This window comes from Streptomyces sp. MST-110588 (genome assembly GCF_022695595.1).
GTDB lineage: Bacteria > Actinomycetota > Actinomycetes > Streptomycetales > Streptomycetaceae > Streptomyces.
Window position 1 is genome coordinate 4,706,488 of record NZ_CP074380.1, and the last position, 11,618, is coordinate 4,718,105.

11 protein-coding genes are annotated in these 11,618 nt (G+C 72.1%); 3 read left to right on the plus strand and 8 right to left on the minus strand.

Annotated elements, in window-relative coordinates; genetic code table 11:
- Positions 1–1,146, minus strand: coding sequence for a sulfite exporter TauE/SafE family protein (locus KGS77_RS34670; protein ID WP_277994247.1), 1,146 nt, complete (start codon positions 1,144–1,146; stop codon positions 1–3).
- Positions 1,147–1,345: 199 nt separating this feature from the next.
- A complete protein-coding gene (locus KGS77_RS20665; RefSeq protein WP_242584021.1) occupies positions 1,346–2,131 on the minus strand; it encodes a GntR family transcriptional regulator in 786 nt (261 codons plus the stop codon).
- Between the two features lie 353 nt (positions 2,132–2,484).
- On the opposite strand from KGS77_RS20665, the gene KGS77_RS20670 reads away from it, so the two are divergent.
- The 3 genes from KGS77_RS20670 (at position 2,485) to KGS77_RS20680 (ending at position 5,029) form a co-directional block, all read left to right on the plus strand.
- The gene (locus tag KGS77_RS20670; RefSeq protein ID WP_242584023.1) at positions 2,485–3,897 is read left to right on the plus strand and encodes an MBL fold metallo-hydrolase; all 1,413 of its coding nucleotides are present in this window, start codon (positions 2,485–2,487) and stop codon (positions 3,895–3,897) included.
- Positions 3,898–4,134: 237 nt separating this feature from the next.
- Positions 4,135–4,647 (plus strand): AMP-binding protein, encoded by a 513-nt coding sequence (locus tag KGS77_RS20675; protein WP_242584026.1) that lies wholly within the window; start codon positions 4,135–4,137, stop codon positions 4,645–4,647.
- 187 nt (positions 4,648–4,834) lie between these two features.
- Entirely contained in the window at positions 4,835–5,029 is a 195-nt protein-coding gene (locus KGS77_RS20680; protein WP_242584027.1) for a hypothetical protein, read from the plus strand.
- A 178-nt stretch (positions 5,030–5,207) separates the two neighbouring features.
- Here the strand turns inward: KGS77_RS20680 and mscL are convergent, their stop codons facing one another.
- The 6 genes from mscL to KGS77_RS20710 form a co-directional block, all read right to left on the minus strand.
- Complete coding sequence (mscL, locus tag KGS77_RS20685) at positions 5,208–5,759, minus strand: large conductance mechanosensitive channel protein MscL (protein ID WP_242584029.1); 552 nt, start codon at positions 5,757–5,759, stop codon at positions 5,208–5,210.
- 111 nt (positions 5,760–5,870) lie between these two features.
- Positions 5,871–6,071: a hypothetical protein gene (locus tag KGS77_RS35040; protein ID WP_347404513.1), complete on the minus strand. Its 201-nt coding sequence runs from the start codon at positions 6,069–6,071 to the stop codon at positions 5,871–5,873.
- A gap of 544 nt (positions 6,072–6,615) precedes the next feature.
- Complete coding sequence (locus KGS77_RS20695) at positions 6,616–7,449, minus strand: S-methyl-5'-thioadenosine phosphorylase (protein ID WP_242584031.1); 834 nt, start codon at positions 7,447–7,449, stop codon at positions 6,616–6,618.
- Positions 7,450–7,633: 184 nt separating this feature from the next.
- Positions 7,634–7,996 carry an FmdB family zinc ribbon protein gene (locus tag KGS77_RS20700; protein ID WP_242584033.1) on the minus strand — a complete coding sequence of 121 codons (363 nt, stop codon included), beginning with the start codon at positions 7,994–7,996 and terminating at the stop codon, positions 7,634–7,636.
- Positions 7,997–8,063: 67 nt separating this feature from the next.
- Entirely contained in the window at positions 8,064–9,374 is a 1,311-nt protein-coding gene (locus KGS77_RS20705) for an MFS transporter (RefSeq protein ID WP_242584035.1), read from the minus strand.
- Between the two features lie 441 nt (positions 9,375–9,815).
- The gene (locus tag KGS77_RS20710) at positions 9,816–11,405 is read right to left on the minus strand and encodes a potassium/proton antiporter (protein WP_242587587.1); all 1,590 of its coding nucleotides are present in this window, start codon (positions 11,403–11,405) and stop codon (positions 9,816–9,818) included.
- Positions 11,406–11,618 lie beyond the last annotated feature (213 nt).

An 11,618-nucleotide genomic window follows, 5' to 3' on the forward strand; every position in this document is an offset into this window, starting at 1 on the left:
CTACAGAAGGTGCGGGATGCTGCTCGCCGCCATGGCGACGGCGAGGGCGGTGACGAGGGAGGCGAAAGCGGTGGACAGGGAGCGGGGGCGCAGCCGGGCGGTGAGCCGGTTGCCGAGGTAGCTGCCGAGCGCGGCGCAGGACGAGAAGACGGCCAGCAGCGGCCAGTCCAGGCCGCCGGCGCCGGCCCGGGTGGCGAACGCCGTCGCGGAGTTGACGAGGATGACCAGAAGGGAGGTGCCTATGGCGACGGGCATCTCCAGCCCAAGGACCAGGGTCAGGGCCGGTACGACGACGAAGCCACCGCCGACTCCGAAGAATCCGGTGAGCAGGCCGACCACGGTGGCGGTGCCGGCCACCCGGGCACCGGCGGTGGCGCGGCGGCCGATATCGCCGTGTGCGTCGGCCTCGCTGTGCGCCCCGGCTGCGGGGTGGGCGGTGGCGGCGGCGTGTGCGGTGGCGTGCGCAGCGGGGTGGGCGGGGACGGGGGCGTCATGGCCATGGGCGGAGGGAGGAGGCGAAGGACGCGAGGAGGACGGGGACGGGGACGACGGGGACGGGGACGAGCGGCGGGCGGGGGGAATCGCCGCGTCCGGCCTTGTTACGGGTGTGGGTGCGGGTGCGGGGGCCGGTTCAGGCGGCAGTGCCGGTGCCGACGGCGGTTCCGACGGCGGCGTGGAGTCTGTCGATCCCTCGCCGCTGACGGCCTCCTGTCGGGCCGTCAGGCCGTGGTCCTTCCCCTCGGCGCCCATTCCGTTCCGCTGCCCGTTTCCTCGGCGGTCACGCCAGGTCCGTACGAGCATCGTCGCGGCCACCACGAGCATCAGGCCCGCGAAGGCCGTCATCAGAACGGCCGGGTCCAGGGACGCGCTCCAGCGGGAGCCGATCCAGGTGCCGGCGGTGCCCAGCGCTCCGAAGGCCAGCCCCGCCGCCCAGCGGACCCGGCCGGCCCGGGCATGGCAGGCTAGGCCGGTGGCCGCGCCGATGGCGACGACGACGAGCGCTCCGGCGGTCGCCGCGTGCGGGGACTGGTGCAGCAGGTAGACCAGCGCGGGTACGGCCAGGATCGAGCCGCCCCCGCCCAGCGCGCCCAGCAACAGCCCTATGGCGAGCCCGCACGGGAGCGACAGAACGGCTATGACGGACACGACGCCCCCGGACACGGCTGCCGACAGAGACGTAAGGGACGGGAACGGCGGAAACGGGAAGACGGCCGGGGACACAGACGCGGACGGCCGCCCGCGACCATGACGGCCACGACGCCTGCGATCATGACGGGCGAGGCGCCCGTGGTTATGACGGGCGCCGGGCCCGCCTTCACGCTGCCCCCCGTCACGCTGCCCGCCGTCACGACGGGCACGATGCCCGCGGTGCGAGTTCGACGGCCCGGCTGGCGTCGGACCACTCGGCGACGAAGCTGAACCGGTCGCCGCGTACGACCGTCTCGCGCCACTCCACCGGGCGCTCCCCGGCCCGCCCCAGACGTTCGATGGAGAAGGCTGCTTCGCGGTCGGCGAGGCCCAGCAGCCACGCCTGCCGGATGTCCGGAAGGAAAGGGTGGATGCGCTCCCGTCCCCCGGTGACCTTCACCCCGCACCGCTGGAGCAACTCCTCGTACAGCGCGGTGTGCCGGAAGTCGGCGTCGAGCAGGGGTTCGGCGATGTCGGCGGGGAGATAGGCGGTGTCATGGGCGAGCGGTTCACCGTCCGCCAGCCGCAGCCGCTCCAGGACGATCAGCGGCGCGTCCGGTACGAGTCCCAGGTGCCCGGCCGCCGTCGCGTCGGTCGTCCGCTCCAGCCGCATCACCTCACTGCGCTGCTCCACACCCTGGTTCTCCAGCTCCCGGAAGAGGCTGTAGAGCGAGCCGAGCGGCTGCTGTATGCGGCGGATGTCCAGCCGGCTGGCGCGCCCGCGTGCGGCGATGACCAGCCCGTCGGCGCGCAGCCTGCGCAGCGCCTCGCGCACGGTGTGCCGGCTGACCTCGTACTCGCCGGTCAGCCGGTGTTCCGCGGGGAACTCCTCGGTGAACGCGCCGGCTTCCATCCGGCGCCGCAGATCGTCGCGGAGCTGCGCCCACAGGGGCAGCGGCGAGTGCCGGTCGAGCGGGCGTGGCCCGAGGTCTGCTGCCGTCATCGAGGATGCCTCCGCGGGGTTCGGGCCGGTATCGGAGCCGGTCTCAGGACCGGTATCAAGGAGCAAAGGAGCGGTATCCGGGTCGTTTTCAGGGCTGGTATCAGCGTCGGTTCGGGGGTCGGATTCGGGATCGGTTCCGGGATCGGATCCGAGGCCGGATGCGGGCTGGTTCCGGGGCCGTGACCAGGGGCTCGGGGCAGAGCCCCGGGGCGGGCGGCCGGGGACGGGTGGCCAGGGGCCGGGTTGTCGCCGTCTGGCGAGATTGCTTAATGTACGTACATCCGTGCATCCGCACAACAACCCTGCCGGCCCATGTGAGTTCTCGCGGGACCGGCGAGCCCCGGAGGTCGACCGTGCACTTCGCGCAGTACTACCTCGACTGCCTCTCCCAGGCGTCGTACCTGATCGGTGACCGGAGCACCGGACGCGCCGTCCTCGTGGACCCGCGCCGCGACATCGACGACTATCTGCACGACGCGCAGGCGGCGGGGCTGCGGATCGAGCTGATCATCGAGACCCACTTCCACGCCGACTTCCTCTCCGGCCACCTGGAGCTGGCGCGGGCGACCGGGGCCGACATCTGCTTCGGCGAGGCCGCCGAGACCGGCTACCCGATCCGCCGTCTGCGGGACGGCGAACGGATCACACTGGGCGAGCTGACGCTGACCGTGCTGGCCACCCCCGGCCACACCCCCGAATCCATCTGCGTCGTCGTCCACGAGCACCCCGACGACGCCGTTCCGTACGGAGTGCTGACCGGCGACACGCTCTTCGTCGGCGACGTCGGGCGGCCCGATCTGCTCACCGCGGCCGGACTGAGCGCCGAGGAGATGGCCGGGCACCTGTACCGGTCGCTGCACGGCAAGCTCCTCACCCTGCCCGACGCCACCCGGGTCTTCCCCGCCCACGGCGCGGGCTCGGCCTGCGGACGCAACCTCTCGACCGAGATCACCTCGACCATCGGCGACCAACGCCGGCTGAACTACGCGCTCCAGCCCATGCCCGAGGCCGACTTCATCCGCCTGGTCACCGCCGGACAGCCCGCCACCCCCGGCTACTTCGCACACGACGCGGCACTCAACCGTGACGGTCACCCCCTCCTGGACGCCTCACCTCCCCCTGCCCTCACTCTCGACGCGGCACTGGCCGCCCGTACGGACCAGGGCGCCGTCTTCCTGGACACCCGCCCCCTCGCCGCCTACACCGAGGCCCACTTCGCCGGGTCCCTGCACGCCGGACTGAGCACCCGCTTCGCCGAGTACGCGGGCAGCGTGGTGGCTCCCGGCACCCCGATCGTCCTGGTCAGCGATCCGGGCACGGAACGCGAGGCACGTGTCCGCCTGGGCCGCATCGGCTACGACCATGTACTGGGCCACCTGCCCGACCCGGCCGCGACCCTCGCCGCTCACCCCGGTCTGGCGGCCACTACGCGCCGTATCCGCCCGGACGAACTGACCACCGTGACCGACGAGGCGCGCCGCGGCCGTTCGAAGGCACGACCGGTCGTCCAGTTGATCGATGTGCGCAACCCCGCCGAATACGCCGCGGGCGCCTTACCGAACGCCGTCAACCTCCCTCTGGCCACCCTCGCGGCCCAGGCCGATCACCACCTCGTTCCCGGCGACCCGGTCGTCCTCTACTGCCGCAGCGGCAACCGCTCCGTGATCGCCGCCTCCCTCCTGGAAGCCCGTGGGTTCCAGGACGTCTGCGACATCGTCGGCGGATATGAGGCCATCATCACCACCGATCAGGGCTCCGCGGCCTGACCCCCCGCCTGCCGCGCCCTGACGCAGCGAGCCGGCGCGGCGGCGGCACATCCAGCGCCGCTGGGACATGGCGCGGCGCGGGGACGTCGCGCGGCGCGGGCTCCGGTCCCACCGGGCCCGCCAAAGGCGCCCGCAGCGGTGCGGCGATACGGGTACGGCCGCGGCGGACAGGGGGCCCGGCGGCCCGTACAGCGGTCGTTCAGCGGTCGTTGATCCTTGATCTACAGGCTCGTCGGTATGTTGCGTCGTGTTACCCCTCAGCAAGCCGGTACCCAGCGGGAAGCGGAAGGTCTGCCGCTCGCGCTCACTTGGACCGGCGAACCCGGACGTGTGGAGCGGCTCACCCACGGCATGCTCCTGGACCAGGCCGCCCGCGCCACCACCGCACTCAGGCGCCTGGGCGTCCGCGACGGGGACCGGGTGGCGGTCCATCTGCCGCTGGTGCCCGAGTCCGTGATCGCCACGATGGCCTGTGGCCGCCTGGGCGCCGTACGCACCTCGCTGCCCGTCTCGGCGACCGCCGCCGAACTCGCGGACCTCACGAAGCAGTGCGGGGCCCGGGTAGTGATCACCGCGAACGCCGGGTTCTGGGACGGCGCGGTACGGCCCGTCAAGCCCGTGCTGGACCGGGCGCTGCGCCGGGACTGCCCTGACGTACGGTCCGTCCTGGTCGTCAACCGCTCCGCCCGCCCGGTGGCCTGGACCCCGGGCCGTGACCACTGGTGGCACGAGGCACTGGCCACCCGCTGACCCGCCCGGCACAGGGACAGACAGCGGCACAGGGACCGACGTCGGTTCGGTGGCGGGCGTCTGCACGTGACCGGACACCGGTACGGGATCGGTCATCGGTACGGGACCAGGGAGCGCTACGGGAGCGAGCGGCGGTACGGGGATGCGGCCCGCCGTCGGCCGGTCCGGACGGCCGTACCCTGGAGGGGTGAGCAACGCCCCTGAACCTGCCCCCGGCACCCGCCCCGACCCGGCCGCCGCCCTGGTCTTCGACGACCCGCTGAGCCGGCCGTCCCGCGATGACACCGACCACGGCTGGGGCGAGCGGCCGGCCACGGGCAGTGGCGACAGCGCCGCCGACCTGGCCCGCTTCCTGGACGAGAAGCCGCCGCACCACATCTGACCCCGGTCACCGACCGCCTGCCCGGCTGCCGGGGCTACGGTTTCGGCGTCGGGTGCCGGGGTGGCCCGCGCCCGGGCCACCGCTCCTGGGACATCGCAACGGCCTCGTACCATCGCTGCCGCCGAGGCCACCGCTGCCGCTGTGGCTTCTGCCGGTGGTGTCGGTGTTGTCGGTGCAGTCAGTTCTGTTGGTGCGGTGTCTTCCGGGTCGCCGCGGCGCCTGCGCCGGTTCCATCGGAAAGGGCACCGGAAGCGGCGGAAGCCGGGCCCCGAACGGCGGCGGAACCATCGCGGCCCGCCAGGAGCGCGTCGCGGATCTCGATCAGCAGCTCGACCTCGGTCGGGTCCGCCGGGGCCGCGGGCACCACCGGCTTCCTCGCCTCCTGAAGCGCCTTCCATTTGTTCATCGGCAGGATCATCAGGAAGTACACGACCGCCGCGGTGATCAGGAAGGTCAGCGCGGCGCTGAGCACCGAGCCCCACAGGATGTAGATGCCGTCGGTGAACTCGCCGGTTTTGGGGTCCTTCGGGCAGGTCGTCAGGCACGCCTTGTAGTGGTCGAGGTTCTGCGAGCCGAGCGCGCCGACCACCGGGCTGATCACGCCTTTGACCACGGCGTTGACGATGTTGGTGAACGCCGCACCGACGACCACGGCGACCGCGAGCTCGATCACGTTGCCGCGCATCAGGAATTCCCTGAAGCCCGTGAGTACGCCCTTCTTCCCGCTCACCTGAAACCCCGCCTTCCCACGTATCGCGCACACAGCGGGCGGTGCATCGCTGGATGGCACCGCCGCCTACGTCAGCCTGGGGTGTGGCCGGCGCGGCTGTCCAATCGTGGGTCATGGCTGCCCCCGCTCCGGCTCGGCCGCCGCCGGGCAGCCCGCCGCGGCTTCCGTGCGCAGCTCCCCGCGCGGTGTCGCGGCGGCCAGTGCGGCTGCCGTCACCGCCAGCCCGGTGACCACCGCCCGCCGTCGCCGCCGTACGGCCCGGCGCAGCCGGTGCCGCCCGCCGCCCGTCCGCAGCGGCGCGAACCCCGGCACGTCGTACGGCGGAGGTGCGGGTGGCGGTTGTTCATAGGCCAGGGAAGACAGGTCGGCCAGGGAGGACAAGGAATCCGAAGAAGCCGGGATCCCGAAGAACCTGAGGATCCCAAGGATCCCGAAGAACCCGGGGATCCCGAGGATCCCAAGGAGGGAGGAGGCAGGACGGTGGGGTCGGGGAGGACGGGCGCGCCCGGGAGGGCGGACGGCCCGGGAAGGGCGGGGAAGCCGGGGAGCGCGGAGGTGGGGGCGGGCGTGGGGGTGGACGTACGGATCAAGGGAATCACCGCCTGCGTGGGGAACGTGCCTCGAACGGTCCCCACCGTGCCCGACTTCGCGAAATCCCGCTCCGGCCTGTGCGTTACCAGCCGGTTGTGGACAACTTCGTCACCCTCCCGAGCCCATCGCACCGCAAGCCCAGCGCCGAGGTGGGGCGACGAAGCCGCCTGCTGACCATTCCACAGGCCGCCCGCAGGCCACCCGCAGGCCGCCCGCAGGCCGCCCGCGGACTTCCCGCAGACCGCCCGCAGTGCGCCGGCCTGTGTCAGGGCAGCGTGATCCCCAGCTCCCACCCGTCGTGCGCGCGCACGCACAGGCAGTCCCGCGCCGTCGTCCGCGGCAGCGCGCCCACCGCGTCGAAAAGCACCTCACGCAGCCGTCCGACGTTCTGCCCGAACACCTTCAGCACCTCGTCGTGCGAGACGCCCTCGCCCGTTTCCGTGCCCGCGTCCAGGTCGGTGACCAGTGCGATCGAGGTGTAGCAGAGCCCCAGCTCACGGGCGAGCACGGCCTCGGGATGGCCGGTCATGCCGACCACCGACCACCCCTGCGCCGCATGCCACCGCGATTCCGCGCGGGTGGAGAAGCGCGGTCCCTCGATGACGACGAGCGTTCCGCCGTCCACCGGCTCCCACCCGCGCCCGCGCGCCGCCGCCACCGCCACCTGCCGCCCCTGCGGGCAGTACGGGTCGGCGAAGGTCAGGTGCACCACGTTGGGGATCTCGCCGCCGGGCAGCGGCTGCCCGTCGAAGTACGTCTGCGCCCGCGCCTTCGTACGGTCCACCAACTGGTCCGGTACGAGGAGCGTCCCGGGCCCGTACTCCTCGCGCAGCCCGCCCACCGCGCACGGCCCGAGCACCTGCCGCACGCCCACGGAGCGCAGGGCCCACAGGTTGGCCCGGTAGTTGATCCGGTGCGGCGGCAGGTGGTGTCCGCGCCCGTGCCGGGGCAGGAAGGCCACCCGGCGTCCCGCCACCTCACCGAGGAAGAGTGAGTCGCTGGGGCTTCCATAGGGAGTGTCCACCATGATCTCGGTCACGTCGTCCAGGAAGGAGTAGAACCCGGACCCGCCTATAACGCCAATCTCCGCGTCAGCCATGCGGATCACAGTAACGGGCCCCGCGTACGCCGAAGACCCCGCCGTCGGCGACGGCGGGGTCCGTAAGGCTGGAGCCTGTAAGGCGAGAACCCTTAGCAGGACGGGAACGCGTGGCAGGACGAGAACCCGTAGCAGGGCAGGACCCGTACGAGCCGGAGCCCGTACAGGCTGGGCGAATCGGCGGTCAGGCGGCCGAGCCGGCGCCCGCGGGGCTCTTCGCGCCGCTGCTCGCCGGGGAGGCGGAGGAAGACTTCGCGTCCGAGCCGCCACCGGAACCGGAGGACGACGAGGCGCCCGACCCGTTCGAGGACGAGGCCGACGAAGAAGACGCCGAAGACGACGAGGACGCGGGGCTGCTGCTGGACGACGAGCCACGGCTGTCGTTCCGGTAGAACCCGGAGCCCTTGAAGACGATGCCGACCGCGGAGAACACCTTCTTCAGGCGTCCGTGGCAGCTCGGGCACTCGGTGAGTGCGTCGTCGGTGAACTTCTGCACCGCCTCAAGGCCTTCGCCACACTCGGTGCACTGGTACTGGTAGGTCGGCACTGTCTTCCTCCTGGCACTCTCACTCGATGAGTGCTAACGACGCTCCATAGTGCAGTATTCCGCCGCGTCAGTCCACCGGGAGCGGCTCACGGTGACCGACTCCACGCTCGCCGTCCGGGCCGTGCGCCGCCGTGCCGTCCTGGGTGCCGGAGCCCACCACCAGGCTCTCGGAGTGCGGCACCAGGCGTCCCCGCAGTGCCAGCAGCACCACCAGCGCCAGCGCCGTACCGCCCAGCGGCACCAGGAATCCGGAGCTCGGGCCGAAGTGGTCCGCCAGCCGGCCGGCCACCGCCACCGCCGTGGCCTGGCCCAGCGCGACCGCGCCGGTCAGCCACGTGAACGCCTCCGTACGGGCCGAGGCCGGCACCAGGGACTCCACCAGCGTGTAACCGGTGATCAGGGCCGGGGCGATGCACAGACCCACCAGCAGGCCGACCGCGCCCAGCAGCGGCACCACGGTCACGGCCCACAGAGGGGTGGTGGCCAGGGCCAGCAGCCCGTACGCGGTCAGCAGCCGCCGCCGCGGCCCGATCTTCCAGGCGATCGCGCCGCAGGCGATGCCCGCCAGCATGTTGCCCGCCGCGAAGATCCCGTACAGGACGCCGTTGATGCCGGGCTGCCCGATGTCCTGGGTGAAGGCCGTCAGGGAGACCTGCATGCCGCCGAAGACCGAGCCGATGCCCAGGAAGCCCACGACCAGAGCGCGTACGCCCGGGACCGACAGCGCCGAGGCGTGCGGCTGACCGGTGGACCTCGTCCGCTCCACGGCCGGCTGGCTGCGGTGCTGGGAGGCGAAGAGCAGGCCGCCCGCCAGCGTCAGCGCGCCCTCGGCGATCAGGCCGGCGGCCGGGTGGATGCTCGTGCACAGCGCCGTCGCCAGCACCGGGCCGATGACGAAGGTGAACTCGTCGGTCACCGACTCGAACGCGGCGGCCGTCGGCATCAGCGGCGTACCGCCCAGCCGTGCCGCCCACCGGGCCCGCACCATCGGCCCGACCTGCGGCGTGGACGCGCCGGTGGGCACGGCGACCGCCAGCAGCGCCCACAGGGGCGCGTGCGAGAGGGCCAGGGCGATCAGGGCGGAGACGGCCAGGGCGTGCAGCAGCACGCCCGGGACCAGTACGGCACGCTGGCCGAAACGGTCCGCCAGCTTGCCGCCCTGAGGGGCGAACAGGGCCATCGAGACACCGGTCGCCGCCGACACCGCGCCCGCGGTGCCGTACGACCCGGTGGTGTTCTCCACGAGCAGCACGATGCTGATCGTGAGCATCGCGAAGGGCTGCCGGGCCAGGAAGCCGGGCAGCAGGAACGTCCATGCACCGGGGGTGCGCAGCAGTTGTCCGTAACCGGGACGGGAATCCTTGACCGCGGATGCCACGGCCGGGCCTTTCTGCTGCCTGGTAGCGCGCTCCGCGAAGTCTTCACGGTATGCGCGCCGAGAGCTGTCCTCTCGCGCAAGACCGAGTGATACCGCGAGGTCCGCACCTGGGAGGTGGCGCTGCGCGTGGCAGGGGACCGCGGCCGCCGAGCGGTCGCGCCAGCTCTGCGTCAGGCAGAGTTGGTCGTGTGGTTCATTGACTTGCGCCTTCATACTACAGGCCGACGGGTTTGAGGCCCTGGATGTGACCAGGGCCTCATCACGGGCTCCTTGGAATCAGTGGGTGGCGCTGGCCACCGGCCGGGGTGGCGGCGGCCACCGGCGGGGTGGCATCGCCCATCGGCGGGGGTGGCGGCGGACCTCGGTGGAGAGCGGCAGCCCTCAGTGGGCAGCGGCAGACCGCTGAGGGCGGCGGCAGACCGCTGAGGGCGGCGACCGTCCTCAGTGGCGGGGACGCTGATCCGTACGCCGCTCCGAAAGGCGCCCTGATGCCCGCCGCCGCTGCCCGGCGAACCGCTGCGGGGCCGGCCGCTGCGCGGACAGTCGCTCCGGCGCCAGCCACCCGGCCAGCTTGCCGCCCTCGGAGACCGCCTGGAGCCGCCGCTCCGCCGCGTCCCGCACCGGGTCCGTGGCCACGACCAGCAGCTCGTCGCCGCGCCGCAGGACGGTCGTCGGCGACGGTACGAAGCTCTTTCCGTCCCGTACGACCAGAGTGACCGCCGCCCCCGCGGGCATCCGCAGCTCGCTGATCTCCACGCCGTGCATCCGGGAGGCCGGCCCGATCGAGGTGGACAGCAGATGGCCGCGCAGCCGTTCCAGGGGCGCCGACTCGATGCCCAGGTCGGCCGCCTCCTCGTTGTCGCCCAGCCGCAGCCGTTTGGCCAGCCAGGGCAGCGTCGGTCCCTGGATCAGCGTGTAGACGACCACCAGCACGAAGACGATGTTGAAGACCCGCTCACTGTCGGGGACCCGGGCCACCATTGGGATGGTGGCCAGCACGATCGGTACGGCACCGCGCAGCCCCGCCCAGGAGAGCAGCGCCTTCTCGCGCCACGGCACCCGGAAGGGGAGCAGCCCCAGAAAGACGGAGGCCGGGCGGGCGAAGAGTGTCAGCACCATGCCGATGACCAGTGCGGGCCAGGTGTCGTCCAGCAGCTTGTGCGGGGTGACCAGCAGGCCGAGCAGGACGAACATGCCGATCTGGCCGATCCAGCCCACGCCCTCGGCGAAGCCGCGGGTGGCCGCGGAGTGCGGCAGTTTGGAGTTCCCCAGGACCATCGCGGCCAGGTAGACCGCCAGGAAGCCGGAACCGTGGGCCAGGGCGCCCGCCGCGTACGCGGAGACGGCGATGGCCATGACCGCGATCGGGTAGAGGCCGGAGGCGGGCAGCGCCACGTGCCGCATCCCGAACGCGCCGAGCCAGCCGATCGCCAGTCCTATGGCCGCGCCGATCGCCAGCTCCAGCGCGATCTCGCCGATCAGGACGTACCAGTGATCGACCGGTCCGGCGGTGGAGAACGCCACGACCAGGATCACCACAGGCGCGTCGTTGAAGCCGGACTCGGCTTCCAGGACGCCCGTCAGCCGGGCCGGCAGGGGCACGCTGCGCAGTACGGAGAAGACCGCCGCCGCGTCCGTGGAGGAGACCACCGCGCCGATGAGCAGCGCCTGGCGCCACTCCAGCCCGACCAGGTAGTGGGCGCCGGCCGCGGTGACGCCGACGCTCACCGCGACGCCGAGCGTGGACAGCATCGCCGCTTGGGGGAGCGCCGGTCTGATCTCTTTCCACTTCGTGCCCAGGCCGCCCTCGGCGAGGATCACGACCAGTGCGGCGTAGCCGAGGATCTGGGTGAGTCCGGCGTTGTCGAAGACGACCCCGCCGAAGCCGTCCTGCCCTATGGCGATGCCTATCCCCAGATAGATGAGCAGGCTGGGCAGGCCGGTGCGGGAGGAGAGCCGTACGGCCGCCACGGCGACGAGCAGGACGAGCGAGCAGATCAGCAGGAGTGTGTTGAGGCGGTCGACAGTCAGGAGCTGGTCCTTTCCTCGGGTGTGTGCGGGGCGTGTCCTGGGGGCTTCTAAAGACTTCTGGGGCTTTTCGCGGGCTTTGGGGAGCCGGGGGCTTCTGGAGCCTTGGAAGCCCCTGGAGTTCCTGAGTGAGTGGTTCGAAGATGGGCAGGTCAGAGATGGATCAGGGAGGGATCGGGGAGTGATTATTCCTTACTGTATCTAGTTACTGAGGCT